Genomic DNA, 25,712 nt, shown 5'->3' on the forward strand with positions numbered 1-25,712 from the left:
CCCTCTCTGACCATCGGAAGGTGGCGGTGGGTGACGTTCCGGTGACGCCTCTGCAGATATTTCCATCCCCCGTGCCGCAGTGCGCCCCCTCTGCGCCGATCGATCTGAAGAATTGTCCGTCTCGCCAGGAGATATTCGCTTTCGGGCGGGCTGGGGGGCGGTGGCGGGAGGCGCGGCGCGGCACTGCGCCAGGATGGCCTCCATGGATGCCATCATCTCCGGAACCGATCTCGCGAGCGACCTGGCGGGCCCGCGGCCGCCGGTCGTGCTCGACGTGCGCTACACGCTCGGCGGCCCGCCGGGCCGCCCCGAGTACGAGGCGGGCCACATCCCGGGCGCCGTCTACGTCGACCTGGACGCCGAGCTGGCCGCCCCGCCCGGGCCCGCGGGCCGCCATCCGCTCCCCGACCCCGCCGTCTTCGGTGCGGCCATGCGCCGCGCGGGCGTCTCCGGCGACCGGCCCGTGGTCGTATACGACGGCGGGCAGGGCTGGTCCGCCGCGCGCTGCTGGTGGCTGCTGCGCTACACCGGCCACCCCGACGTCCGCGTCCTCGACGGCGGCCTCGCCGCCTGGCCCGGCGCACTCTCCCGGGAGACGCCCGCGGCCGGCGAGGGGGACTTCACGCCCGAGCCCGGTGCCCTGCCGGTGCTCACCGCGGCGGAGGCCGGCGCACTCGCCCGCCGCGGCGTGCTGTTCGACGCCCGCGCGGGGGAGCGCTACCGCGGCGAGACGGAGCCCATCGACCCGGTCGCGGGCCACATCCCCGGCGCCGTCTCGGCGCCGACGGCGGAGAACCTCGGCGCGGACCGGACCTTCCTGCCCGCGGCGGAGCTGGCGGCACGGTTCCGGGCGCTCGGGGCGGCGCCGGGCACGGAGGTCGGGGTGTACTGCGGCTCGGGGGTCTCCGCCGCCCAGGAGGTGCTGGCCCTGGAGATCGCGGGCATCCCCGCGGCGCTGTACCCGGGTTCGTGGTCGGAGTGGGTCGCGGACCCGGCGCGGCCGGTGGCGACGGGCGCGGAGCCCGGCTGACGGCGCGGGGTGGCGCCGCCCGCATACCGGAGCGGCACCGGGGCGGGCGGCGTCGCCCGGGGCGGCACGGCGGAGCGCGGGGGCGCGGCCCGCAGGGACGAATCCCCGCGAACCGCGCCCCGTCGCACGCTTACTCCGGCTTCTTGCGCCTGCTTCCGAACACGATCTCGTCCCAGCTCGGCACCGCGGCCCGGCGGCCGGGCCGCACGCCGTCGGCCTCCGCCTGCCGGTCCGTCTGCCCGGTCAGCCGCTCCCGGTGCGCCGAGACGCTCCGCGGCATCAGCACGTCCGCGTACGCGGAACCCGCGCTCGCCGCGGGCGCCGGAGGCTCCTCCTCCACCGCGGCCGGCTCGGGCTCCTCCTCCGGCGGCGGCCCCGGCACCGGACCGTGGACCGGCCCCGGCTTGGTCGCGGAACCCGCCGAACCCGCCGTGGCGGCGGGCCCGTCGGACGCGGCCGCGGGCGCGGACTGGTCCGGCACCACCAGGTCGCCCCGGAAGCTCGGCACCGCCTCCAGCAGGCTGGTCAGCGAGTCGCGGTCCTCGCCGGCGCCGTCCCGGTCCCCGCGCCCGTCGGAAGGCCGCTCCGGACTCCGGGGCAGCCGCGCGATCTTGGGCACGAACGGCAGGCTCGGCTCGGGCGAGGCGTCGGTCTCGCCGATCAGCGCGCGCGCCTCGTCGTCGACGGGCTGCACGAGCCGCCGCGGCGGGTCGTACGTCCAGCCGGCGCTGTGCGGCTCACCCGCGACGCGGTAGACGAGCAGGACCTCCCACGTGCCGTCGTCCCGGCGCCAGGAGTCCCACCGCGCGGAATCCTTCTCCGCGCCGCGCATCATCAGCCGCTCGGCGACCGCCTCGCCCAGCGCGGGCCCCGCGCTCTCGCCGGGCCGCCGCAGGGGCGTCTTGCGGGCGCGCTCGGCCATGAACGCACGCTCCGCGAGCACGGGGCCCTCGAAGCGGCGGACGCGGTCGACGGGGATCCCGGCGAGCGCGGCGACCTCCTCGGCGGACGCTCCGGCTCGTATCCGCGCCTGGATGTCGCGGGGGCGCAGGTGGTTCTCGACCTCGATCTCGATCTGGCCGAGCCGCGCACGGTCGTTGCGCACCGCGGCGCGCAGACGCTCGTCAATCGGAAGGGTGTACTCCGTACTGTCCGCAGCCTTCAGCACCAGCCGTGTGCCGTCGTTACTGACCGCCACGACACGCAGTTCGGGCATGGGAACCTCCCGGTGGTGCCTGCCGACGTTCGGTGCGTCGCTGCTCTTCCCGCTAGTCGAGTGTGGCCTGCCCGGGTGCAGCCTGCCACAACATTGCTGAGTTGCCCGGCGTGTCGGGTCTTGGAACCCGATGCGCCGTTATGACACGGTTACGCATTTGCAACGCAGCGGCCGTGATCGCCGCCGTCGGACGGACACCGGAGCACTGGCTCGCCCACAGTACTCCATTCGAGCCATGCGGGTGGACCGGCGCGCCACCGAACGCGGAACGTTGCACGGCAGTTGAGTCTGCCTGTTGCGCCCCGGTTCGATCAAGAGGTGCGTTGCATCACAGAATCCCCGGAATCGGAACTAACGGGTCCGTCCGTGCGCTCGTCCATGAGGGCAGGAGCCCATCGGAGCGATCTTGGGATGGAGATGCGGGGCACGGCGGACAGGACGGCGGACGACGGCGGCGAGGAGAAGCGCAAGGGGAAGATCGAACTCAGCGGCGCCCAGGTCGCGGGCGGTGCGTCGGCCACGATGGTGGCCGCGTTCCTCGCCTCCAGCATGGGCGTGTACGGCACGATCATCGGCGCCGGCGTCGTCAGCGTGGGAGCCACCGCGGGCGGCGCGCTCTTCCAGCACCTCTTCCGGCGTACGGGCCAGCAGTTGAAGGACGCGGCGGTCGCGGCGCCGAAGGCGCTGCACAAGCAGACGACGCCGCTGCCCACGCCCGTACGCAACCGGGCGGACGACGAGACGCACCTGCTCAGGACCGTGGCGCCGGCGGCCGGGGAGGAGGCGCGGCTCCTCCCGGGCGCGCCCGGCGCGGCCGACGACGCGACGCAACTCCTGCCCGTCGCGCGCCCCCCGGCCGACGACGCGACGCAACTTCTGCCCGTCGCGCGCCCGGAGCCCGGCGACGACGCCACCGTGCTCGGCGCACCCGCTCCCACCGGCGGCTTCGGCAGCGCGCGTACGCACGGCACCCGCGCCCGCGGCTGGCGGCGCCTCGCGCTGGTCGCCGCCGGGACGTTCGCCGCCGTGATGGCCGTGGTCTTCGGCATCGAGAAGCTCACCGGCGGACCGCTCTCCAACGCCTGGGGCGACGACCGCACCGGCACGTCTTTCAGCCCCGGCGAACGAAAGTCCGACTCCCCGCCGGCGCCCGGCGAGGGCGGCCACACCACCGGCACCCACGAGCCCGGCACCGAGGAGACCGGCGGCACCGGCGGCACCCCCGGCACCGGCTCCGGCGAACCCCGCGACGGCTCCACCGGCTCCCCCGACGAGGGAACCGGCGAACACCCGGGCCCCGGCGGCTCGTCCACCCCGCGGCCCGGCAGCGGCGAGGGCCCCGCGCCCGGCACCACGGAGGGCGGCACGACCCCGGCCCCCACGCCCACCCCGACGCCGCCCGGCACCGGCGGGGAACCCGAGGAGCCCGGCACGGGCGAGACGCCGGCGACCCCGCAGCCGGACGGCGCCACGGCACCGGGGGCGCCGCAGTAGCCGCGGCTGCCGCCCGGGGGCGCGCTCAGTCCCCCAACACCCGCCGCAAGTAGTCGTTCCCGAACACCCGGCCGGGGTCCAGCCGGTCCCGTACCGCGGTGAACTCCCCGAACCGCGGGTACACCCCCGCCAGATACTCCGCGTCCCGGCTGTGCAGCTTCCCCCAGTGCGGCCGGCCGCCGTGCGCCGTCATGATCCGCTCCACCGCCGTGAAGTACGCCTGGTGCGGCGTCCCCCGGTACAGGTGCACCGCGACGTACGCCGTGTCCCGCCCCGACGCCGTCGACAGCGGGATGTCGTCGGCGGGCGCGACCCGTACCTCCACCGGGAAGCTGATCCGCAGCCGCGACCGGTCGACCATCGCCTTCAGCTCCCGGATCGCGGCCACGGCCGCCGCCCGCGGCAGCGCGTACTCCATCTCCACGAACCGCACCCGCCGCGGGCTGGTGAAGACCTTGTACGGGATGTCGGTGTACGTCCGCGCCGACAGCGCGCGGCTGGAGACCGCCGCGATGCCCGGGATCGCCGCGGGCACCGCCCGCCCCACCGCGCAGGCCGCCCGGAAGACGCCGTTGGAGAGCAGTTCGTCGTCGATCCACCCGCCGATCCGGCCGAGTGGCTCGGCGGGGCCCTCGCTGCGGTTGTTGCGCTTGGTATTGCAGCGGCCGGTGTGCGGGAACCAGTAGAACTCGAAGTGCTCGTTCTCCCCGGCCAGTTCATCGAAGGACGCGAGGACGTCCGTGAGCGCCATCGGCTCCTCCCGCGCGGTGAGCAGGAAGACCGGCTCCACCGCGAAGGTGAGCGAGGTGACGACGCCCAGCGCGCCGATGCCGAGCCGGGCGGCGGCGAAGACCGCCGCGTCCTCGCCGGTGTCGGCCGCCGTGTACGTACGCGCCCGGCCGCCGGCCGTCACCAGCTCCAGGGCGGTGATCTGGGCGGCCAGCGAGGCGGAGGAGCGGCCGGTGCCGTGGGTGCCGGTGGCGGTGGCGCCCGACACGGTCTGCGCCATGATGTCGCCCATGTTGGTGAGCGAGAGGCCGGCGGCGGCGAGGGCGTGGTTGAGCTGGTGCAGCGGGGTGCCCGCGGCGACGGTGACGGTGCCGGCCCCGCGGTCGATCTCGTGGATGCCGACCAGCCGCTCCGGGCGGATCATGAGCCCGCCGGTGGCCGCGGCGGCGGTGAAGGAGTGGCCCGTACCGACGGCCTTGACCTTCAGCCCCTCCTCGGCGGCGGTCCGTACGGCGTCGGCGACCTCGGCGGTGGTGGCGGGGCTCACGGTCCGCGCGGGGCGGGCGGTGACGGTGCCCGCCCAGTTGCGCCAGGCGCCCGCGGCGCTCGTGCCCCTCACCTGATGCATCCGCCGTCCATCCGCTGAACGGGCCGGTCGTACGGCCCCTCGTCCCGGCTCTCGCCCCCCGGTTGGAGAGGGATGATACTCGCGCGTACGGACCGTCCCGACGCCGGTGCCCGGCTCGGGCGAACGGCGGGCGCATGGCAGGATCGAAGACATGCCAGACGTGCCGTCCCCCCAGCCGTACGACGCCCTTCTGCTGCTCTCCTTCGGCGGCCCCGAGGGCCCGGACGATGTCGTTCCGTTCCTGGAGAACGTCACCCGGGGACGCGGCATCCCGCGCGAGCGGCTGGAGGAGGTGGGCAAGCACTACTACCTCTTCGACGGCGTGAGCCCCATCAACGCCCAGAACCGCACGCTGCTCGCGGCCCTGCGCAAGGACTTCGCCGAGGCGGGCCTCGACCTCCCGGTCTACTGGGGCAACCGCAACTGGGCCCCGTACCTCACCGACACCCTGCGGGAGATGACCGAGGCCGGGCACCGGCGGGTGCTGGCGCTGGTCACCAGCGCGTACGCCTCGTACTCGGGCTGCCGGCAGTACCGCGAGAACCTGGCCGAGTCGCTGGCCGAGCTGACCGCGGAGGGCCTGGAGCCGCCGCGCGTCGACAAGCTGCGGCACTACTTCAACGCCCCCGGCTTCGTCCGTGACATGGTCACCGGCGTGCAGGACGCGCTGGCGCGGCTGCCCGAGGACGTACGCGACGGCGCCCACCTGGCCTTCACCACCCACTCCATCCCCACCGCCGCGGCCGACACCTCGGGCCCCCCGGCGGACCACGGCGACGGCGGCGCGTACGTGGCGCAGCACATGGACGCCGCCAAGCTGGTCGCGGACACCGTGGCCGTGCTCACCGGGGTGCAGCGGCCCTGGCGGCTCGTCTACCAGTCGCGCAGCGGCGCCCCGCACATCCCGTGGCTGGAGCCGGACATCTGCGACCACCTGGAGGAGCTGCACGCCGCCGGGGCGCCCGCGGTCGTGATGGTGCCGATCGGCTTCGTCTCGGACCACATGGAGGTCATGTACGACCTCGACACCGAGGCGGCGGCGAAGGCGGCGGAGCTGGGCCTGCCCGCCGTGCGGTCCGCGACCGTCGGGGCGCGGCCGGCGTTCGTCGGGACGCTGCGGAAGCTGGTCCTGGAGCGGGCCGCGGCCGAGCGCGGTGAACCGGTCGAGCGGCCCGCGCTGGGCCGCCTGGGGCCGAGCCACGACGTCTGCCCGGCGGGCTGCTGCCCGGCCCGCAACCCCCGGCCCGCGACCGCGGGCGCCGACTGACGCCGCGGAAAGGCGCCGCCGGAACGGCCGGCGGACGGCCGCCCGGCAGCCGCCCGCGGCACCCACCCCCGCACCCGAGGAGCACCGTGACCGACGAGCCCCGCCCCGAGCCCGCCGCCGCGCCCCAGGACGAGCTGCTGGCCCTGGCGCTGGAGGCCGCGCGCCGCGCGGGCGAGCTGCTGCGCGACCGCCGGCCCGCCGACCTCGGCGTGGCCGCGACGAAGTCCAGCGCCATCGACGTCGTCACCGAGATGGACTTCGCCGCCGAGAAGCTGATCACCGGCTTCCTCACCGAGCACAGGCCCGAAGACGGGATCCTGGGCGAGGAGGGCGCGAGCCGGCCCGGCAGCAGCGGGGTGCGCTGGGTCGTCGACCCGATCGACGGCACCGTGAACTACCTCTACGGCCGTCCCGACTGGTCGGTCAGCATCGCCGCCGAGTACGCGGGCGAGCCCGTCGTCGGCGTCGTGGCGGCGCCGATGCGCGGCGAGACGTACCACGCCGTACGCGGCGGCGGCGCCTTCGTCAACGGCGCACCGGCGCACTGCCGCCCCGCCCCGCCGATGGACCAGGCGCTGGTCTCCACCGGCTTCAACTACGTCCTCGACGTGCGCGCGCACCAGGCCGAGGTGGCCCGCCTGCTCATTCCCCGGGTGCGCGACATCCGCCGCGGCGGTTCGGCGGCGATCGACCTGTGCGACGTGGCCTGCGGCCGGCTCGACGGCTACTACGAGCGCGGCCTGAATCCGTGGGACCTGGCCGCCGGCGACCTCATCGCCCGCGAGGGCGGCGCGCTGACCGGCTCCCGGCCCGGCGGGCGGCCCGACGGTGACCTCACCGTCGCCGCGGTGCCGGGGCTCTTCGAGCCGCTCCAGCGGCTGCTGGACGAGCTGGGCGCCTGGCACGACTGAGCCCTCCGGGCCCCGCGCCGTACCGCCGCCTCGGGCGGCCGTGCGGCCCCGCCCCGGTCCCGCGGCCGGTACCCCCGGCCGCTCCCGGCACGCATGCCCCCGCCGGAGCGGCGCCACCTTCCCGCCCGTACCCCGCAACCTCCACGTCACCTCGCCGACGCCTCCCGGACACCCGCGGACAATGCGGCGCCCCGGCACCGTCGGGGTGCCGGGGCGGTGTGGGCGTCGGGCGGGTCAGACTCCGGAGCCGGCGCCGACCTCGACGCCGTGGTCGGCGGCGAGCCGGCGCAGATCGTCCAGCTCCTCCTGCTCGACCTCGACACCGAACTCGTCGCCTTCCTCGCGGGCGCGGTCCAGCTCGTTCTCGGCCTTCTTGATGCGCTGCAGAATGCCAGCGGTGAAAGCGTCCATTGTGTGCGCCCCCTCGTCGTCGGGTCGAGGCACTTGGGGGTGTGCCGACGGTTCAGATCACGGAGACCGTCCTTCCGGCTACAGCCTGTGTGCCATGCCGGGAATGGAGGCTGGGAAACGTGATCGGCGGGTGTGGAATCGTCCTCCCCGCACTCCCGGGGGTGGAAACATCGGATCCGCAGAATCTTTGGGTGCCCGGCTGCTTACCACCGGTTTACGCACATTGCAGGCAGGATGGAGCTGTTCTTCAGCACCGTTCCGTGCCCCCACGCACCACGTAGAGAGGACCCCGCCGTGCGCGTACTCGTCGTCGAGGACGAGCAACTGCTCGCCGACGCGGTGGCCACCGGCCTGCGCCGGGAGGCGATGGCCGTGGACGTCGTCTACGACGGCGCGGCGGCCATCGACCGCATCGAGCTGAACGACTACGACGTGGTCGTGCTCGACCGCGACCTGCCCCTGGTCCACGGCGACGACGTGTGCAGCAAGGTCGTCGAGCTGGGCCTGCCCACCCGCGTGCTGATGCTCACCGCGGCGGGCGACGTCCGCGACCGCGTCGAAGGTCTCGAGCTGGGCGCGGACGACTACCTGCCCAAGCCGTTCGCCTTCAGCGAACTCACGGCGCGCGTGCGCGCCCTCGGCCGCCGCAGCACCCAGGCGCTGCCCCCGGTGCTGGAGCGGTCCGGGATCAAGCTCGACCCGGGCCGCCGGGAGGTCTACCGGGACGGGCGGCTCGTGCAGCTCGCGCCGAAGGAGTTCGCGGTGCTCGAGGTGCTCCTGCGGGCCGAGGGCGGTGTGGTCTCCGCGGAGCAGTTGCTGGAGAAGGCGTGGGACGAGAACACCGACCCGTTCACCAACGTCGTACGCGTCACCGTCATGACGCTGCGCCGCAAGCTCGGCGAGCCTCCCGTGATCATCACGGTGCCCGGTTCGGGCTACCGCATCTGACGCTCCCGACGCACCCCCACGCACCCGACGGATGGCCTCATGGACGACAACAGACGCTCCGCGTCGGACGAGCTGCCCGCCGGCACCCCGCCCAAGCCCACCTGGGACCCCCGGGAGGGCGCGGCGCCGTACTGGCTGCGCCCGACCATCCGGATACGCCTCACGCTGATCTACGGCGGCATGTTCCTCATGGCCGGCATGGTGCTGCTGGCGATCATCTACCTGCTGGCCGCCACCGCCTTGGACAGCTTCGCCACCCCCTTCAAGCTGCTGGAGAGCAGCGGCACCGTGCAGGTGGCCAGCGGGCCCTGTCCCGAGGTCTCGGACGCCAAGACGTACGACCAGTTCAACGGCATCCTGGAGGCGTGCATCGAGCGGCGCCGCCAGCTCGCCCTCGACTCCCTGCTGCGCAAGTCGCTGCTCGCGCTGCTGGGGATGACGGTCCTGGCCTTCGCCTTCGGCTACGTCGTCGCCGGCCGGGTGCTCTCGCCGCTCGGCCGCATCACCCGCACCGCGCGCAGCGTGGCCGGTTCCGACCTGCACAAGCGGATCGAGCTGGACGGCCCCGACGACGAGCTGAAGGAGCTGGCGGACACCTTCGACGACATGCTCGACAGACTCGACCGGGCGTTCAACGCCCAGCAGCGCTTCGTCGCCAACGCCTCGCACGAGCTGCGCACGCCGCTGGCGATCAACCGCACCCTGCTGGAGGTCCAGCTCTCCGATCCCCAGGCGTCGCCGGAGCTGCAGCAGCTCGGCAAGACCCTGCTGGCCACCAACGAGCGCAGCGAGCTGCTCGTGGAGGGCCTGCTGCTCCTCGCCCGCAGCGAGAACGAGATCGTCGACAGAAAGCCCGTCGACCTCGCCGAGGTGGCCTCCCAGGCGCTGGACCAGACCCGCGGCGAGGCGCAGGGCAAGGGCGTCGAGCTGCGCGGGGTGCGCAAGCCCGCGTACGTCCAGGGGAACGGGGTGCTGCTGGAGCGGGTGGGGCTGAACCTGGTGCAGAACGCCGTGCGGTACAACGTCCCCGAGGGGGGCTGGGTCGAGGTGGCGACGGAGGCGCAGCCCGGCGTCGCCGTGCTGACGGTCGCCAACACCGGACCGGTCGTCCCGGCGTACGAGGTGGACAACCTTTTCGAGCCGTTCCGGCGTCTTCGCACGGAGCGTACGGGCAGTGACAAGGGGGTAGGACTGGGGCTGTCCATTGTGAGATCCGTCATTCGCGCGCACGGCGGGACGGTGACCGCACAGCCGCGCGAAGGCGGGGGCCTGGTGATTCGCGTCGCCCTGCCCATGCAGACTGTGTGATACGTCACATTCCACTCATCCCGGGCGTGTGCGCTGCGTCATCGCCGTATTCCGGGAAAAGCCCGTAAGATCCGCGTTTCCGCAGGATGCGGTCACGGGAAGTACACGGGGTGGCGTGCACGAGAAGGGCCCGGGACCGCGTATGGTCCCTTTCGCCATCCGGCCGCGATCACCCCTGCGGGGGGCGGCTGGGTGTCGATTGCGTAACAGACCTTGATGTGAGGCAAAATCTCCGCTTCGGGTCGGGCACAAGACCGGCCTCTCATGCGTTACGTGCGCTGGAGACTCACTGACCACCCGGAGGGGGAGAGCGAGAATGGCAACGGACTACGACACCCCACGCAAGACAGACGACGACGTCAACGAAGACAGCATCGAAGAGCTGAAGGCGCGGCGCAGCGACAAGTCGGCCGCCGCCGTCGACGTCGACGAATTCGAGCAGAACGAGGGGCTGGAACTGCCCGGTGCGGATCTCTCCAACGAGGAGCTGTCCGTGCGGGTCCTGCCCCGCCAGGAGGACGAGTTCACCTGCATGAGCTGCTTCCTGGTGCACCACCGCAGCCAGTTGGCCGCCGAGAAGAACGGCCAGCCGATCTGCCGCGACTGCGCGGCCTGAGGCCGGCCGTGGCCCCACGGCCGGCTCCGGTCCCGCCGGGCCGAAGACCGGGATCCTGCAGCGGACGCGCCCCGACCGGCGCGTCCGGGCGGCGCTTGAGCGGGTGGCGGACGCCATCGTGCAGACGGCGCCGCGCGTCCCGGTCCGCGACCTGGCGACCCTGCGCCGGCAGTTCCCCGGGCTCGGCCCGGAGGAGATCGCCGACCGGCTGGTCGCCGGTGCGGTGAAGGGGAGCGCCACGGTCGGCGCGGGCATCGGAGCGGCGGCGATGATGCCCGCGCCGCCAGCCATGCCCGCGGAACTCGCCGCCGAGATCGTGGCGGTGGCCTCGATAGAGCTGAAGCTCATCGCCGAGCTGCACGAGGTGTACGGGGTACGGGCGGCAGGCCCGGCACGGCAGCGAGCCATGGCGTACCTCGGCGCCTGGACCGACGAGCGCGGCATCGACGCCGGCAAGCTGATCAGCTTCGACGCCGTCCTCGGCGGCCCCATGCGCCGCCGGCTTCGGCAGCAGGTCCTCAGGCGCACCGTGCGGAACCTGCCGACCCTCGCCCCGTTCCTCATGGGCGCGGCCGCCGGTGCGCTGATGAACCGTAAGGACACGGGCAAGCTCGCCGAGCGCGTCCGCGACGACCTGCGCGCCCGCCAGGTCCCCTGGGACGCTCTCACGCCGGCGGGCGGGGAGCTTGCCGCGCCCGGGAGCCCCGGTGGCCGCTCCGGCGCCGGGAGCACGGGCACCGGACTGCCGAAGGGCGACCCGCGGGCGCTGCCGCCGGGCGGGCGCTGAGGCGCGCTCGCGCGTCCGGTATTCAGCTCGCGGCGGACTTGAGCGCCGCCACCAGCCGCTCCGGCTGCCGCGTCGACAGGTAGAGATACGGCGTCGGGTCCTCCGGATCCGTGACCTCCACCCGCACCGCCGTCGGGATGTACCCCCGCAGCAGCATGTACGCGCGCGTGTCCGCCTTGTGCGTACGCCAGGCCCGCGCCTCCTCCGCGTCCAGCGCCCGCGCCTCGCCCAGCGCCGTCAGCGGGACCCGGGCGTCGTCGGTGACGAGCTTCCCGGCGACGATGCGGATCCGCGCCGACCCGTACGAGCTGACGCCGACCGCCGCCAGCGCCGTCCCGCCGGCGAGCCCGGCCAGCAGCGGCAGCGTCCCGAAGGGCGTCAGCACCAGCGCCAGGCACACCCCCGCGCCCACCGCCAGACCCCACCAGGACCGCGGTGCGCTCAGCCGCTCGTCGTAGCTCTGCGTCGTCTCCATGGCGTCCAGCCTCCCACGGCCCCCGACCGCGGCTCGGCCGCGGGTCGAGTGCGCAGGTAGGCTCTGGCCGCGTGACTGCAAGTGACAAGCTGACCCCGCCGCCCGGCGCCGCGGAACCCGTGCGGCACCCGGACGCCCCGGCGCCGGGACAGCCCCTCGGCTCCCACTACGACCAGTGCTTCGGCTGCGGCACCGGGCAGGAGCACGGCCTGCACCTGGCCGCGCGGGCGGGCGAGGGCGTGAGCGTGACCGCGGAGTTCACCGTCAGGCCCGCCCACCAGGGCGCCCCCGGGCTCGCCCATGGCGGGGTGCTCACCTCCGCGCTCGACGAGACGCTGGGCGCGCTGAGCTGGCTGCTGCGCACCATCACGGTGACCGGCCGGCTGGAGACCGACTTCCTGCGGCCGGTGCCGGTGGGCACCACGCTCCACCTGGCCGCCCACGTACGCGCCGTCGCCGGCCGCAAGATCTACTCCACCGCCGCCGGCCGCCTCGACACCCCGGAAGGCCCGGTGGCCGTACGCGCCGACGCCCTCTTCGTGGAGGTGAACGTGGACCACTTCGTGGAGCACGGCCGGGACCGCGAGATCCGGGCCGCGATGGCCGACCCCGACCAGGTCAGGCGGGCCCGCGCGTTCGAGGTGAACCCGTGACGGCCGGGCGGGAGCCGGTGGACGTGCTCATCCGCCGCGTCGACCCCGGGGTACCGCTCCCGGCGTACGCGCACCCGGGCGACGCCGGCGTCGACCTCGTCACCACCCGGCCCGCGGAGCTGCCCCCCGGCGAGCGCGTCATCCTGCCCACCGGCATCGCCATCGCGCTGCCCGACGGCTACGCGGCGTTCGTCCACCCGCGTTCCGGGCTCGCCGCCCGCTGCGGCGTCACGCTCGTCAACGCCCCGGGGACGGTGGATGCCGGGTACCGTGGGGAGATCAAGGTGAACGTGGTCAACCTCGACCCGCGCCGGCCGGTGCGGTTCGAGCGTTTCGACCGGATCGCCCAGCTCGTGATCCAGCAGGTGGAGAAGGCCCGCTTCCACGAGGTATCCGAGCTCCCCGGTTCCGCCAGGGGCGAGGGTGGGCACGGTTCGACCGGAGGGCACGCCTCCCTCGGGGACCGTCAGTCAGTTCATGGATACGCTTCGGTCATTGCCGACCGGGAAGGACAGTGACGTGTTCGGACGTCGTCGCAAGGGGCAGGAGGAGCCCGCCGACAAGCTCGCCGACGGCGTGGCCGCGGAGGACGCCGAGTCGGCGGACGAACCGGAGGACGGGGAGGAGCGCCGCTACGCGCTGCCCCCCGAGGAGCGCCCCGACGGACCGTGGGACATCAGTGAGGTCGAGGACGCCAGCCGCGGCCGGGTGGACCTCGGCGGCCTGCTCGTCCCCGGGGTCGAGGGCATGGAGCTGCGCGTCGAGGTGGCGGGCGACTCGATCGTCGCCGCGACCGTGGTGCTGCGGGACAGCGCGATCCAGTTGCAGGGCTTCGCCGCCCCCAAGAACGAGGGCATCTGGGGCGAGGTGCGCACCGAGATCGCCAACGGCATCACCAAGCAGGGCGGCATCATCGACGAGCGCAAGGACACCCTCGGCTGGGAGCTGCGCGCGCAGGTGCCGGTGAAGCTGCCGGACGGCAAGAGCGGCATGCAGGTCGTGCGGTTCGTCGGCTGCGACGGCCCGCGGTGGTTCCTGCGCGGGGTGATCTCCGGCCACGCCGCGGTGCAGCCGCAGGCGGCGGGGGTGCTGGAGAAGATCTTCCGCGAGACCGTGGTCGTACGCGGTGACGGGCCGATGGCGCCGCGGGACCCGATCGTGCTGCAGTTGCCGACGGACGCGCAGATGGTGCCGGACGGCGTGCAGCAGGACGAGGCGAGCGAGGGCTCGCGCTTCGCGGGCGGCATCGACTCGCTGGCGCGGGGCCCGGAGATCACCGAGGTGCGCTGAGCGCAGCGCGCGGAAGCGGATGTGACGGCGGCGGGCCGGGTCATGACGACCCGGCCCGCCGCCGTGGTGTGGGGGGCGGGCCCCGTGGGCCCGGAGGCCGGCGCCCCCGGGTAACGAAGCGGTGACGACGGGTTCCGGGGCTGCCGGGGGCGTTGCGGCTCGCTTATTCTCCGGGCATCTCGGGACATGGGGGGACCGTTGACGGCGAGCGTCGCGCGGCCGGGGGGCCGGCTACCGCCGGTGCTGCGGCAGAGCGCGCACCACGGCCTGGTGCTGGCCGCCGCCGCGCTCGCCCTCCTCCTGGCCGTCACCGTCCTCGCCGCGCTCGTCGCGGTCGCCGAGCAGGCTGCGGAGACCGGGGCGAGGGAGCGGCTCGCGGCGGATCCGGACGCGGCGGTGCGGATCAGCGGGGCGTACGACCCGGACGCCGTGGCGCGCGCGGACGGGCCCGTGCGGGGCGCGCTGGCGCGCACGTACGGCGAGGTGGCCCACCGGACGACGCGGCTGGTGCGGGCCCCGGCCGCGCGGGAGCAGCAGTTGGCCGTGGCCGGGAGCGGCGTCGGCGGGCGGGGCGCGGTGGGTCTCTCGCTGCTCTGGGCGGAGGACGCGGGACGGCAGGCGCGGCTGACCGAGGGGGAGTGGCCGCGGGCCGGGGGCCCGGCGGCGGCCGGGGGCCGGGTGGAGGTCGTCCTCGACGAGGGGTACGCGGCGCGGCTGGGCCTGGCGACGGGCGACGACTTCGCCCTCGGCGGCGACGAGGACGCCGCGGCGGAGGAGGGCGGCGAGGGCTCGGGCCCGGGCGGCGAGGACGCGGTGCGGCCGCTGGCCATGCGGGTCTCCGGGCTCTACGTTCCGCGCGACCCCCGAGCCCCTCTCTGGCAGGACCTCACCGGGACCTTCGGCACCCCCGACAGCGTCGGCCTCGTCGACCGGCGCGTCTTCGCCGCGCAGCCGTTACTCCGGCGGGACGCCAGGGCCGTGTGGCTCGCCGTGCCCGACGCGCGGCGGCTGCGGCTCGGGCAGGTCGGCCCGCTGCGGGAGCGCGTCGTCGCGCTGGCCGCGGGGGACGCCGAGCGGGTCGTCTTCGGCCGGGGCGGCGGGGGGCTCGCCGACGCCGAGGCCGCCACCGACCTGCCGTACGCGCTGCGGCAGTTGGACGTCCCCGTCGCCGTCGCGCGGGCCGGTACGTACCTGCCGGTGGCCCTGCTCGCCTCGCTGGCCCTCGCCGCGCTCGTGCTGACCGCCCGGCAGCTCGCCCGCCATCGCGCCGCCGAGCAGGTGCTGCTCGGCAGCCGCGGCGCCGGGCCGCTGCGGCTCGTCGGCGGGGCCGCCGCGCAGTGGGCGGCGGTGGCACTGCCCGCCGCGCTGGCCGGGCCGTATCTGGCGGGCCCGCTGCTCCGGGGTCTCGCCGCGGCGGGGCTCTGCGACGGGCCGGTGCCGGGGAGCGCCGCGACCGGCGCGGGGTGGACGGTCGCCGCGCTGGCGCTGGCCGTGCACGCCGCCGCGGCGCTCACGCCCGTCGCCCGGGCCGCCCGGGACCGGCGCGCGGTGGCCCGGCTGCGGCGCCGGGTGCCCCGGCTCGCGGCGTACCAGCGGGCGGGTGCGGACCTGGCGCTGGCCGGGATAGCCGCCGTCGGCTGGGTGCAACTCGTCACGTACCGCACCCCGGTCGCCGACTCCGGCGCCGTCGACCCCGTCGTCGTGCTCGCGCCCGTCGCCCTCACCGCCGCGACCGTGCTCCTCGCGCTCCGCCTGCTGCCGCTCGCCGCCCGCGCCGCCGACCGGCTCGCGCGCCGCTCCGCGGGCCTCGTCCTGCCGCTGGGCGGCTGGCACCTGGGCCGCCGGGCGGCCGGGCACGCCGGGCCCGCGCTGCTCGTCGCGCTCGCGCTGGCCATCGCCGCGCTCGGCGCCACCGCCCTCGCGGTGCTCGACCGCGGCGACCGCGACCAGGCCGCGTTCGCGGTCGGCGCCGGCCTGAGCGTCGAGGCCGGGCAGGAGGGCGCGGGGTTCGTGCCGCGCGCGGAGCGCCACGAGCGGTACGGCCGGCTGCCCGGCGTCGCCGCCGCCACGCCGGTGGTGGACTGGGACGTCACCGTCGGCACCTCGTTCGCGGGGCTCACCGCGCTGGACTCCGCGGAGGTGCTGCCGACGCTCCGTACCGGCGCCGCCGCGGGCCCCGTCCCCGCCGTACGGGACGGGGCGGGCCTGCCGTACGACGTGCTCGCCGCGCTCGGCGGCACGGAACCCGCGCGGTCCCACGGCCTGCCGCTGCCCGGCCGCCCCGGCGCCCTGGCCATGCGCGTACGCCTCGACGCGGACGGCCCCGGCACCGCCGAGCCGTTCACGCTCACCGCCACCCTGGAGGACGCCGACGGCCTCGCGCACACCGTCTCCGGCACCCTGCCGCCCGCCGACGGCCGGGCGCACCGGATGAGCCTCCCGCTCGGCGGGTACCAGTACCCGCTGCGGCTCACCGGGCTCCAGTTGCGGACGGAGGAGGAGGCCGCGCAGCGCACGTACCGGCTGACGATCGACGACTTCGCGGGCGCCCCGCGCGGCGCCGGATGGCGGGACCTCATCGGCGGCGAGCGGCCCGACCGCGGGCTCGCCGGCTGCCCGGGACGCAAGCCGGCGCCGACGCGCGGCATGCCGCCGCGCCGCGCCACCGGGTTCGTCCTCTGCGAGCTGCGCACCGCTCCCGGCACGCTCTTCGACGGCGTGCTGCGCGGCCCGGACACCACGCTGCCCGGCGAACTGCTGAGCTGGCAGGTCCAACTCGGCCTCACCGGCCAGGGCAAGCCGCGGCCCGTGCCCGTGCTCGCCACCGGCCCGCTGCTCGCCTCGGGCCAGGCGGAGGTCGGCGAGACCCTGCGCGCCGGGCTGCCGGGCGGCACGGAGCTGCGGGCGCGGGTCGTCGGCAGCGTCGACGCGGTCCCCGGCACCGACCCGAGGCGGGGGCGGCTGCTGGTCGACAGCCGGGTGCTGGCGGCGTATCTCGTACGGGCCGGACTCGACCCGCCGGTGGAGTCGCACTGGTGGCTGGCCGCCCGCGGCGGCGACGCCGGTGCCGCCCGCGCGGCCGTCGAGCGGCGCCCGGAGCTGGGGACGGCGCGGGACGTGCCGGGGGAGCGGGCGGAGCTGGCGGCGTCGCCGCTGCGCGAGGGCACCGACGGGGCGCTGCGGCTCTGCCTGGTGCTGGCACCGGCGTTCGCCGTCGTCGGCTTCGCGCTCCACAGCGTGCTGGCGGTACGGGCGCGGGCGCGGGAGTTCGCGCTGCTGCGGGCGCTGGGCGTACGGACGCGGCAGTTGACGGCGCTGCTCTGGACGGAGCAGCTCTGCGTCGCGGCGTTCGCCGCCGCGGTGGGCACGGCGACGGGGGTGGCGCTCGCGGCGGCGGTGATGCCGGCGGTGACGGTCACGGAGACCGGGACGCCGGTGCACCCGGAGCTGGCGGTGGCGGTGCCGTGGCTGCGGGTGGCGGTGGTCGCGGCCGTGGTCACGGCGCTGATCTGTCTCGCGGTCACGGCGACGGCGCGGGCGCTGGCGCGCACGGACCTGGCGCGGGTGCTGAGGGCGGGGGACGAATGAGGGGGTGGCGGCGGTGGCGTACGGAGCGGGCGGCCGGCCCGGTCCGTACGGGAAAGGCGGCGGACGCGGCCGCCACGGACGGGCGGCCGGGCGCGGCCCGCGCGGACCGGCAGGACGCCGCCGCCGGCCGGACGCCCCGCCCCGCCCGCGGGCCCCGCGCCTGGCGTGAGGCCCGCGCCGACCTGCCCGCCTTCGCCTGCCTCGGCGTGCTCGTCGCGGTCCTCGCCGCCGTCGCCACCGCCGCGCCCCCGCTCCTCGACCGGGCCGCAGGCCGCGCGCTCGTCGACCGGATCGCCGCCGCGCAGGACGAACGCCCCCTGCTCACCCGCACCGTGACGTTCGCTCAGCCGGTCACCGGGCCGGCGGGGGAGGGCGGGACCCGTCTCGCCGACGACCTGGAGCAGGCCGGGGTCGACGTGACCACCGGCTCCCCCGACGCCCTCGACGGCCTCTTCGGCGAGCCCGCGCACCAGGCCCTCGTCCCCGCCGCCACCCTCGACGCCCCCCGCGGCACCGCCGCCCTCTCCCTGCTCCACACCACCGAGGCCCCCGGGCCCGCCGGCTACGCCGCCGGCCGCCCGCCGCGCGACACCGGCCCCGGCGGGCCCGTCGAGATCGCCGTCTCCACCCGCACCCGCGACGCGCTGGGCCTGCGCCTCGGCCAGGAGCTGACCCTGACCCCGCGTGTCGCCCGGCTCGACACCCCCGTCGTCGTCACCGGCTTCCTCCGCCCCGACCCCGCCGCCCGCCTCTGGCGCGGCAACCCGCTCCTCGCCGAGCCGCTCCCGGCCGACCGCGGGCCCGTCGAGGCCCGGGCGCTCATCGCCCCGGGCGCGCTCGACGTCCTCCTCGACCGCGGGCTGCCGCAGCTCACCGTCGAATGGCGGCTCCGGCTGGAGGTGGCCGAGGCGGACGAGGAGCGCGACGAGGCCGCGGCCCGCTTCGCCGGCGACGACGGCCGGGCCGCGCTGATCCGCGCCCTCGCCGCGTACGACCGCGCCTCCGCCGACAACTTCTGCGCCACCACCGGCAGCCCCCTGTGCGTCTACGGCTCCCACCCCGCCGAGCGCCCGACCCGCACCGACGAAGTCCAGCCGCTCGTCCGCGACTTCGACGCCGAGTGGGACCAGGCCGCCACCGTCGTCTCCTTCGCCCTCGCCTCCGTCGTCGGCGTCGGCCTCGCCGCCGCCCTCGTCACGTCCCGGCTCGCGGTGCGGCGGCGGCTGGGCGAGCACCGACTGCGGCGCGCCCGCGGCGCCTCCGCGGCGGGCCTCGCGTTCTCCCGCGCCGCGCAGTACGCGCCCGTGGCGGGCGCGGCGCTGGCGGCGGGGTACGCGGGGGCGAGACTGGCGCTGCCCGGCGGCGCGGCGCCGCCGGTGTGGCCGGCGGCCGCGGTCGCGGTCGCGGCCTGGCTGGCGCTGCCCGCGCTGACCTGGGCGGCGGTACGGGACCGGCGGCCGGGCCCGCGCCGCCGCCGGGGGAGTGCGGGGCGGCGGCTGACCGCGGAGGCCGCCGTGCTGCTGCTCGCCGGCGCCGGGGTGTGGGCGCTGCGGGTACGCGGCACCGCGGGCAGCGGCGCGTCGGACCCGCTGGTCGCGGCGGTCCCGCTGCTCTGCGGCCTGGCGGTCGTGGTGCTGCTGATACGGGCCTACCCGCCGCCGCTGCGCCTGCTGGCCCGGCTCGCGGCCCGCCGCCGCGGCCCGCTCGGCCTGCTGGCGCTCTCCCGCGCCGCCCGCGACGCGCCCGCCGCCGTGCTCGCGCTGCTCGTCCTCGTCGCCACCCTGGGCGCCGCCGTCTTCGGCGGCCTGGTCACCGGCACCGTCGAGGAGGGCCGCCGCGACGCGCTCGAATGGCGGACCGGCGGCGCAGCCGCGGTGCTCACCGACGCCGCGGGACCCGCCGCCGACGAGGCGCTGCGCCGTACGCCGGGCGTGGCGGAGGCGGTGCGGGTACGGCTCGTCCGCACCGATCTGACCAGCGCCGCCACCGGCCTCGGGCAGCGCGGCGCCGACGTGCTCGCCGTCGACGGGGCGGCGCTGCGCCGGGCCGATCCCGGTTCTGCCGCCGCGGCGGCGGTCGCGGGTCTGGGGGCGCCGCGGCGGGACGGCGCGGGGCGTCTGGTACTCCCGGTGCTGGCCGGCGGGGAGCGGGGGGAGGCCCGTACCGGAGAGACGTACGAGACGGAGTGGCCGGGGGTGCGGGTGCGGGTCGCGGGGCGGCTCGGCGAGGACGCGGTGCGGGACGCGGCCTTCGGCCCGCTGTACGGGCCGCGCGGCGAAGCGCCGGGCGCGGACCGGCCGTTGCTGCTCGCCGACACCGCGGCGCTGGCCGCCGCGGACCGGGAGCGCGCCGCGGACACCCCCCGCGGCACGGCCGCGGTCCTGTACTACGGGACCGCCACCCCCGCCGCCCTGCGCGCCGCCGCGCCCGGCACCGGCTACGGCAGCCCGTACGGAGAACTGCTCATCGCCGCGGAGGAGCGGGCGGCGGACCGCGACGACGGCGTGCTCGGCGCGATCCGCGGCGCGCACGCCCTGTGCGCGGCGCTGGCCGCCGCGCTGGCGCTGCTCACGCTCCTCGTGGAACTGCTGCTCTCCGCCCCCGAGCGTGCCCGCACCACCGCCTGCCTGCGCCTCCTCGGCCTCGGCCGGCGCGGCGCCACCGCCCTGGGCGTCCTGCAACTCGCCCCGTTCGCCCTCGCCGCCGCGGCCGGCGGCCTCGCCCTGGGCCTCGCGCTGCCCGCGGCCCTGGGCCCGGCCCTGGACCTCCAGGCCCTCACCGGCGGCCCCACCGCCCCCGCCCGCCACCCCGACCACCTCCTCACCGCCGCCCTCACCGTCGGCCTGCTCGCCCTCGTCGCCGCGGCGGCGGCCGCCGACGCGGTGACCACCCGCCGCACCCGCCGCCTGGCGGCCCTGCGCCTGGGGGAGGACCGATGACCGCGATCGCCGCCCGGCCCGGACCGCGGGCAGCACCTCCGGCCCGCCCGGCCCCACGCCCCACCGCACCTCCCCGACCGCCCCGGACCCGTCCCAGGAGGTCCGCGTGACCGCACCTCGCACCCCGGCCCAGGACCCGCCCCCCGGCCTCGCCGACCTGGAGGCCGCCGCCCGCGCCGCGCCCGCCGCCGAGGGCGGCGGGCCCCTCGTCGACTGCGACAACCTCGTCCGCATCTTCCACACCGAAGGCGTCGAGGTGCAGGCCCTCCAGGGCCTCGATCTCGCCGTCGCGGAAGGCGAGATGACCGCCCTCGTCGGTGCCTCGGGATCCGGCAAGTCCACCCTCCTCGGCATCCTCTCCGGCCTCGACGTGCCCACCGCGGGCCGCGCCCGCGTCGCCGGGCACGACCTGCTCGCCATGGGCCGCCGCGAGCGGCTGGCGTACCGGCGCCGCACCGTCGGCTTCGTCTGGCAGCAGACCGCCCGCAACCTGCTGCCGTACCTGACCGCCCAGGAGAACGTCGCGCTGCCCATGGCGTACGCCCGCGTCCCCCGCCGCGAGCGCCCCGCCCAGGCCGCCGCCCTGCTCGACGCCCTCGGCGTCGCGGACTGCGCGCACCGCCGCCCCGGCGAGCTGTCCGGCGGCGAGCAGCAGCGCGTCGCCGTGGCCGTCGCCGCCGCCAACCGGCCGCGGGTGCTGCTGGCCGACGAGCCGACCGGGGAGCTGGACACCGCGAGCGGCGAGCAGGTCTTCGCCGCGCTGCGCCGCGCCAACGAGGAGCTGGCCACCACCGTCCTCGTCGTCACGCACGACCCGCTGGTCTCCCGCCAGGTCCGCCGCACGGTGCAGATCCGCGACGGCCGCACCGCCGCCGAGACGCTGCGGGACGAGGAGCTGACGGCCGCGGAGTACGCCGTGCTCGACCGCGTCGGCAGGCTCCAGCTCCCGCGCGAGTACGTCGAGCGGTACGGTCTGCGACGACGGGTCCGGCTGACCGCGGAGCGGGACCACGTCGGGGTGTGGCGGGCCGGCGGGGAGCCGGCCGCGCCGGAAGGACAGGGCGAGCCGCCCGGCGGGCGGCGCGACGAGGGGGAGGACGCGTGAGCGAGGACACCGGCAGAGAAGGCACGGCGGTACGGGAACGGGCGGCGGCCGGCGCCGGGGCCATGGTCGTCGTCGAGGACCTGCACCGCACGTACGGCAGCGGCGCCACCGCCGTACACGCCCTGCGCGGGGTGTCGCTGCGGGTGCCGCGCGGCGAGCTGGTGGCGCTGAAGGGCCGGTCGGGCTCCGGCAAGACGACGCTGCTGAACCTCGTCGCCGGGCTCGACGTCGCCGACTCCGGCCGGATCGAGCTGGACGGCGTGGCGCTGTCCGGGCTCGGCGAGGCGGAGCTGCTGGAGCTGCGGCGAGACCGGATCGGGCTCGTCTTCCAGTCGTTCGGGCTGATCCCGATCCTGTCCGCGGCCGAGAACGTCGGGGTGCCGATGCGGCTGCGCAAGGTGCCGCCGCGGGAGCGCGAGGAACGGGTGGAGCTGCTGCTCGCGCTCGTCGGGCTCGCGGACCACGCCGCGCAGCGGCCGGGGGAGCTCTCCGGCGGGCAGCAGCAGCGGGTGGCGATCGCCCGGGCGCTGGCGAACCGGCCCGCGCTGATCATCGCGGACGAGCCGACGGGGCAGCTCGACGCGGAGACGGGGCACGCGGTGATGGAGCTGCTGCGGGCGGTGGTGCGCAGCGAGGGCGTCACGGCGCTGGTGGCCACCCACGACGCGGCGCTGCTGGACCTGGCGGACCGGGTCCTGGAGCTGCGCGACGGCACGATCACGGACCACTCGGAGGCGGGCACGGCCGTGGAGCCGCCGGCCCTCTGACCCGTACGGCCGCGGCACCCGCCGCCCGCCATCCGTACGCCCCACGGCCCCGCAGGACCTCCGGCTCCCGTCAGGGATGCGTCAAGGTCCGGTCCCCGGCCCTCGGCGCGCGCGCCGGACCGCCCGCGCGGTCGTACGCTCGACGGTGCGACACGCACGAAAGCGGACGGACAATCGAGTCATGACACGGGGCAAGCTGCGGATCTACCTGGGCGCGGCGCCGGGCGTCGGCAAGACCTACGCGATGCTCTCCGAGGCGCACCGCCGGCTGGAGCGCGGCACCGACGTGGTCGTGGGCTTCGTCGAGCACCACGACCGGCCGCGCACCGAGGTGCTGCTCCACGGCCTGGAGCAGATACCGCGCCGCGAGCTGGACTACCGCGGCACGCGGTTCACCGAGATGGACGTGGACGCCGTCCTCGCCCGCCGCCCCACCGTGGCGCTCGTCGACGAGATGGCGCACACCAACGTCCCCGGCTCCCGGAACGAGAAGCGCTGGCAGGACATCAAGGAGCTGCTGAGCGCCGGCATCGACGTCATATCGACCGTCAACATCCAGCACCTGGAGTCGCTGGGGGACGTCGTGGAGAACATCACGGGCGTACGGCAGCGGGAGACCGTGCCGGACGCCGTGGTCCGCAAGGCCGGCCAGATCGAGCTTGTCGACATGTCGCCCGAGGCGCTCCGCCGCCGCATGGCCCACGGCAACATCTACGACCCCGGCAAGATCGACGCCGCGCTCTCCAACTACTTCCGCCCCGGCAACCTCACCGCCCTGCGCGAGCTGGCGCTGCTCTGGGTCGCCGACCGCGTCGACGACTACCTGCGCGAGTACCGCAGCGAGCACGACATCCGCGACACCTGGCAGGCCCGCGAGCGCATCGTCGTCGGCATCACCGGCGGCCCCGAGGGCCGTACGCTCATCCGCCGCGGCGCCCGGCTGGCGACCAAGGGCGCGGGCGGCGAGATCATGGCCGTCTACATCTCCCGCAGCGACGGCCTCACCCCCTGAACACCGCCCCGCCCGAGGAGCTGGCCGTCCAGCGCACCCTCGTCGAGGACCTGGGCGGTACGTTCCACCACGTCATCGGCGACGACGTGCCGGACGCCCTGCTGGAGTTCGCGCGCGGCGTCAACGCCACCCAGATCGTGCTGGGCTCCAGCCGCCGCAAGGCGTGGCAGTACGCCTTCGGCCCCGGCGTGGGCGCGACCGTCGCCCGCGAGTCCGGGCCCGACCTCGACGTGCACATCGTCACCCACGGCGAGGTCGCCAAGGGCCGCGGGCTGCCACTGGCCCGCGGCGCCCGCCTCGGCCGCGGCCGTATCATCGCCGGCTGGCTCGTCGGCCTGGTCGGGCCCGTGCTGCTCACCGCGGTGATGCTCAGGCTCGACCGGACCCTGGGGCTCGCCAACGAGGTGCTGCTCTTCCTCTTCGCCACCGTGCTCGCGGCACTCCTCGGCGGCACGCTCCCGGCGCTGGCCTCCGCCGGAGCCGGCTCGCTGCTGCTGAACTACTACTTCACCCCGCCCGTGGAGACCTTCACCATCGCCGACGCGCGCAACATCGTCGCCCTCGTGGTCTTCTTCGCGGTCGCCGTCGCGGTCGCGTCCGTCGTCGACCTCGCCGCCCGCCGCACCTCCCAGGCCGCCCGGCTGCGCGCCGAGTCGGAGGTGATGTCGCTCCTCGCGGGCAGCGTGCTGCGCGGCGAGGGCTCGCTCGAATCGCTCCTGGACCGGGTGCGCGAGACGTTCGGCATGGAGTCCGTGTCGCTCTTCGAGCGGCAGCGCGGCGAGGACGGCTGGACCTGCGTCGGCCGCGTCGGCGCCAGCGCCGGCGCCCCCGCGGGCCCGGACGACGCCGACGCCGACATGCCCGTGGGCGACGACATGGCACTGGCGCTCACCGGCCGCAAGCTGCCCGCCGCCGACCGCCGGGTACTCGGCGCGTTCGCCGCCCAGGCCGCCGTCGTCCTGGAGCGGCAGCGGCTGGCCGCCGAGGCCGTGGAGGCCCGCAAGCTGGCCGAGGGCAACCGCATCCGCACCGCGCTGCTCGCCGCCGTCAGCCACGACCTGCGCACGCCGCTCGCCGCCATCAAGGCCGCCGTCACCTCGCTCCGCTCCGACGACGTCGCCTGGTCCGAGGAGGACGAGGCGGAACTGCTCGCCGCCATCGAGGAGGGCGCCGACCGGCTCGACGCCCTCGTCGGCAACCTGCTCGACATGTCCCGCCTGCAGACCGGCACCGTCACCCCGCTGCTGCGCGAGGTCGACCTCGACGAGGTGGTGCCCAAGGCGCTCGCCGGCGTGCCCGAGGGCAGCGTCACGCTGGGCATCCCCGAGACCCTGCCGATGGTCACCGTCGACGCAGGGCTGCTGGAGCGCTCGGTGGCGAACGTGGTCGAGAACGCGGTCAAGTACAGCCCGCCGGGCACCCCCGTCCTGGTGCAGGCGAGCGCCCTCGGCGACCGGGTCGAGCTGCGCGTCGTCGACCGCGGCCCCGGGGTCCCCGACAGCGGCAAGGACCGGATCTTCGAGCCCTTCCAGCGCTACGGGGACGCCCCCCGCGGCGCCGGCGTGGGCCTCGGCCTCGCGGTCGCCCGCGGCTTCGCCGAGGCGCTGGGCGGCACCCTCGTCGCCGAGGACACCCCCGGCGGCGGGCTGACGATGGTGCTCACGCTGCGGGCGGCCCCGGGCCGCGGCACCCCCGCGCCCGCCGAGCTGCCGGCCCAGGCGACGACGTGACGGCCGCCGTCCCCTACCCGGCCGCCGGTGTCCCGGCGGCGCCGGCGCACGGCCCGTCTCCGTATCCGTACCCTCCGAATGGACGAAAGGCAGCCGCCATGCACCGGGTGCTCGTGGTCGACGACGAGCCGCAGATCGTGCGCGCGCTCGTCATCAACCTCAAGGCGCGCAAGTACGAGGTCGACGCCGCCCAGGACGGCGCCACCGCCCTCAAGCTCGCCGCCGACCGCCACCCCGACGTGATCGTCCTGGACCTCGGCCTGCCCGACATGGACGGCGTCGACGTCATCCGCGGCATCCGCGGCTGGACCCGGGTGCCGATCCTGGTGCTCTCCGCCCGGCACAGCTCGGACGAGAAGGTCGAGGCCCTCGACGCGGGCGCGGACGACTACGTGACCAAGCCCTTCGGCATGGACGAGCTGCTGGCCCGGCTGCGCGCCGCCGTCCGCCGCGCCGAGCCCTCCGCGCCCGCAGGGGACCAGGCCGTCGTCACCACGGACGCCTTCACCGTCGACCTCGCGGCCAAGAAGGTCCACCGCGACGGCGCCGACGTCCGCCTCACCCCCACCGAGTGGCACCTGCTCGAAGTGCTGGTACGCAACGCCGGCCGGCTGGTCAGCCAGAAGCAGCTCCTCAAGGAGGTCTGGGGGCCCTCGTACGGCACGGAGACCAACTACCTGCGGGTCTACATGGCCCAGCTCCGCCGCAAGCTGGAGGCCGACCCGGCCCACCCGCGCCACTTCGTCACCGAGCCGGGCATGGGCTACCGCTTCGAGCAGTGAAACGGACCGCCCCGTGCGGGTACCCT

The 25,712-nt window shown here is 76.2% G+C and carries 20 protein-coding genes and 1 pseudogene; 17 read left to right on the forward strand and 4 right to left on the reverse strand.

What is annotated here, in order from left to right; genetic code table 11:
- Positions 1-202: 202 nt before the first annotated feature.
- Positions 203-1,030 carry a sulfurtransferase gene (locus tag DMB38_RS28375; protein WP_206337756.1) on the forward strand — a complete coding sequence of 276 codons (828 nt, stop codon included), beginning with the start codon at positions 203-205 and terminating at the stop codon, positions 1,028-1,030.
- Between the two features lie 130 nt (positions 1,031-1,160).
- Here DMB38_RS28375 and sepH read toward each other — a convergent pair whose 3' ends face one another.
- Positions 1,161-2,246 carry a septation protein SepH gene (gene sepH, locus DMB38_RS28380; protein WP_125937525.1) on the reverse strand — a complete coding sequence of 362 codons (1,086 nt, stop codon included), beginning with the start codon at positions 2,244-2,246 and terminating at the stop codon, positions 1,161-1,163.
- A 411-nt stretch (positions 2,247-2,657) separates the two neighbouring features.
- On the opposite strand from sepH, the gene DMB38_RS28385 reads away from it, so the two are divergent.
- Positions 2,658-3,740, forward strand: a complete 1,083-nt coding sequence (locus DMB38_RS28385) for a hypothetical protein (RefSeq protein WP_125937526.1) — start codon at positions 2,658-2,660, stop codon at positions 3,738-3,740.
- 25 nt (positions 3,741-3,765) lie between these two features.
- On the opposite strand, the gene DMB38_RS28390 is transcribed toward DMB38_RS28385, so the two are convergent.
- Positions 3,766-5,097, reverse strand: a complete 1,332-nt coding sequence (locus DMB38_RS28390; RefSeq protein WP_125937527.1) for a D-arabinono-1,4-lactone oxidase — start codon at positions 5,095-5,097, stop codon at positions 3,766-3,768.
- Between the two features lie 151 nt (positions 5,098-5,248).
- Here DMB38_RS28390 and DMB38_RS28395 point away from each other — a divergent pair, with 151 nt between their 5' ends.
- Together DMB38_RS28395 and DMB38_RS28400 are read left to right on the forward strand one after the other, a co-directional pair.
- Positions 5,249-6,364 (forward strand): ferrochelatase, encoded by a 1,116-nt coding sequence (locus DMB38_RS28395; RefSeq protein WP_125937528.1) that lies wholly within the window; start codon positions 5,249-5,251, stop codon positions 6,362-6,364.
- Positions 6,365-6,450: 86 nt separating this feature from the next.
- Positions 6,451-7,275: an inositol monophosphatase family protein gene (locus DMB38_RS28400; protein ID WP_125937529.1), complete on the forward strand. Its 825-nt coding sequence runs from the start codon at positions 6,451-6,453 to the stop codon at positions 7,273-7,275.
- Between the two features lie 234 nt (positions 7,276-7,509).
- Here the strand turns inward: DMB38_RS28400 and DMB38_RS36270 are convergent, their stop codons facing one another.
- Complete coding sequence (locus DMB38_RS36270) at positions 7,510-7,686, reverse strand: hypothetical protein (RefSeq protein ID WP_164492590.1); 177 nt, start codon at positions 7,684-7,686, stop codon at positions 7,510-7,512.
- Positions 7,687-7,980: 294 nt separating this feature from the next.
- Between DMB38_RS36270 and DMB38_RS28405 the strand changes: the two genes are divergently transcribed.
- The 4 genes from DMB38_RS28405 (at position 7,981) to DMB38_RS28420 (ending at position 11,345) form a co-directional block, all read left to right on the forward strand.
- On the forward strand, positions 7,981-8,634 hold the full coding sequence (locus tag DMB38_RS28405; protein WP_125937530.1) for a response regulator transcription factor: 654 nt from the start codon (positions 7,981-7,983) through the stop codon (positions 8,632-8,634).
- A 39-nt stretch (positions 8,635-8,673) separates the two neighbouring features.
- A complete protein-coding gene (locus DMB38_RS28410; protein WP_047018508.1) occupies positions 8,674-9,942 on the forward strand; it encodes a HAMP domain-containing sensor histidine kinase in 1,269 nt (422 codons plus the stop codon).
- A 316-nt stretch (positions 9,943-10,258) separates the two neighbouring features.
- Positions 10,259-10,558, forward strand: a complete 300-nt coding sequence (locus DMB38_RS28415) for a DUF4193 domain-containing protein (protein ID WP_018838171.1) — start codon at positions 10,259-10,261, stop codon at positions 10,556-10,558.
- Positions 10,559-10,610: 52 nt separating this feature from the next.
- Positions 10,611-11,345 (forward strand): hypothetical protein, encoded by a 735-nt coding sequence (locus DMB38_RS28420; RefSeq protein ID WP_125937531.1) that lies wholly within the window; start codon positions 10,611-10,613, stop codon positions 11,343-11,345.
- Positions 11,346-11,367: 22 nt separating this feature from the next.
- On the opposite strand, the gene DMB38_RS28425 is transcribed toward DMB38_RS28420, so the two are convergent.
- Positions 11,368-11,820 carry a DUF3093 domain-containing protein gene (locus DMB38_RS28425; RefSeq protein WP_125937532.1) on the reverse strand — a complete coding sequence of 151 codons (453 nt, stop codon included), beginning with the start codon at positions 11,818-11,820 and terminating at the stop codon, positions 11,368-11,370.
- A 71-nt stretch (positions 11,821-11,891) separates the two neighbouring features.
- Here DMB38_RS28425 and DMB38_RS28430 point away from each other — a divergent pair, with 71 nt between their 5' ends.
- The 9 genes and pseudogenes from DMB38_RS28430 (at position 11,892) to DMB38_RS28480 (ending at position 25,686) form a co-directional block, all read left to right on the forward strand.
- Entirely contained in the window at positions 11,892-12,473 is a 582-nt protein-coding gene (locus DMB38_RS28430; RefSeq protein ID WP_125937533.1) for a PaaI family thioesterase, read from the forward strand.
- The gene (gene dut, locus DMB38_RS28435; protein ID WP_125937534.1) at positions 12,470-12,991 is read left to right on the forward strand and encodes a dUTP diphosphatase; all 522 of its coding nucleotides are present in this window, start codon (positions 12,470-12,472) and stop codon (positions 12,989-12,991) included. The genes DMB38_RS28430 and dut overlap by 4 nt, the downstream gene beginning before the upstream one ends.
- Position 12,992: 1 nt before the next feature.
- Positions 12,993-13,763, forward strand: a complete 771-nt coding sequence (locus DMB38_RS28440; protein ID WP_047018513.1) for a DUF3710 domain-containing protein — start codon at positions 12,993-12,995, stop codon at positions 13,761-13,763.
- A 240-nt stretch (positions 13,764-14,003) separates the two neighbouring features.
- On the forward strand, positions 14,004-17,351 hold the full coding sequence (locus DMB38_RS28445; protein WP_125937535.1) for an FtsX-like permease family protein: 3,348 nt from the start codon (positions 14,004-14,006) through the stop codon (positions 17,349-17,351).
- Positions 17,348-20,290: an FtsX-like permease family protein gene (locus tag DMB38_RS36490; protein WP_206337757.1), complete on the forward strand. Its 2,943-nt coding sequence runs from the start codon at positions 17,348-17,350 to the stop codon at positions 20,288-20,290. The genes DMB38_RS28445 and DMB38_RS36490 overlap by 4 nt, the downstream gene beginning before the upstream one ends.
- 106 nt (positions 20,291-20,396) lie before the next feature.
- Positions 20,397-21,395 carry an ABC transporter ATP-binding protein gene (locus DMB38_RS28465; RefSeq protein ID WP_125937536.1) on the forward strand — a complete coding sequence of 333 codons (999 nt, stop codon included), beginning with the start codon at positions 20,397-20,399 and terminating at the stop codon, positions 21,393-21,395.
- The gene (locus tag DMB38_RS28470; protein ID WP_125937537.1) at positions 21,392-22,162 is read left to right on the forward strand and encodes an ABC transporter ATP-binding protein; all 771 of its coding nucleotides are present in this window, start codon (positions 21,392-21,394) and stop codon (positions 22,160-22,162) included. Before DMB38_RS28465 ends, DMB38_RS28470 begins: the two co-directional genes overlap by 4 nt.
- Before the next feature lie 181 nt (positions 22,163-22,343).
- Positions 22,344-24,904 (forward strand): annotated as a pseudogene (locus DMB38_RS28475) (sensor histidine kinase KdpD).
- 98 nt (positions 24,905-25,002) lie between these two features.
- Positions 25,003-25,686 carry a response regulator gene (locus tag DMB38_RS28480; RefSeq protein WP_125937538.1) on the forward strand — a complete coding sequence of 228 codons (684 nt, stop codon included), beginning with the start codon at positions 25,003-25,005 and terminating at the stop codon, positions 25,684-25,686.
- Positions 25,687-25,712: the final 26 nt, after the last annotated feature.

Source organism: Streptomyces sp. WAC 06738, assembly GCF_003945505.1.
In the GTDB taxonomy this organism is placed as follows: Bacteria; Actinomycetota; Actinomycetes; order Streptomycetales; family Streptomycetaceae; genus Streptomyces.

Excerpts from the sequence above, each read along its gene's own strand:
- DMB38_RS28375 (WP_206337756.1), top strand. The coding sequence starts at position 203 with ATGGATGCCATCATCTCCGGAACCGATCTCGCGAGCGACCTGGCGGGC.
- sepH (WP_125937525.1), bottom strand. The coding sequence starts at position 2,246 with ATGCCCGAACTGCGTGTCGTGGCGGTCAGTAACGACGGCACACGGCTG.
- DMB38_RS28385 (WP_125937526.1), top strand. The coding sequence starts at position 2,658 with ATGGAGATGCGGGGCACGGCGGACAGGACGGCGGACGACGGCGGCGAG.
- DMB38_RS28390 (WP_125937527.1), bottom strand. The coding sequence starts at position 5,097 with ATGCATCAGGTGAGGGGCACGAGCGCCGCGGGCGCCTGGCGCAACTGG.
- DMB38_RS28395 (WP_125937528.1), top strand. The coding sequence starts at position 5,249 with ATGCCAGACGTGCCGTCCCCCCAGCCGTACGACGCCCTTCTGCTGCTC.
- DMB38_RS36270 (WP_164492590.1), bottom strand. The coding sequence starts at position 7,686 with ATGGACGCTTTCACCGCTGGCATTCTGCAGCGCATCAAGAAGGCCGAG.
- DMB38_RS28410 (WP_047018508.1), top strand. The coding sequence starts at position 8,674 with ATGGACGACAACAGACGCTCCGCGTCGGACGAGCTGCCCGCCGGCACC.
- DMB38_RS28415 (WP_018838171.1), top strand. The coding sequence starts at position 10,259 with ATGGCAACGGACTACGACACCCCACGCAAGACAGACGACGACGTCAAC.
- DMB38_RS28425 (WP_125937532.1), bottom strand. The coding sequence starts at position 11,820 with ATGGAGACGACGCAGAGCTACGACGAGCGGCTGAGCGCACCGCGGTCC.
- DMB38_RS36490 (WP_206337757.1), top strand. The coding sequence starts at position 17,348 with ATGAGGGGGTGGCGGCGGTGGCGTACGGAGCGGGCGGCCGGCCCGGTC.
- DMB38_RS28480 (WP_125937538.1), top strand. The coding sequence starts at position 25,003 with ATGCACCGGGTGCTCGTGGTCGACGACGAGCCGCAGATCGTGCGCGCG.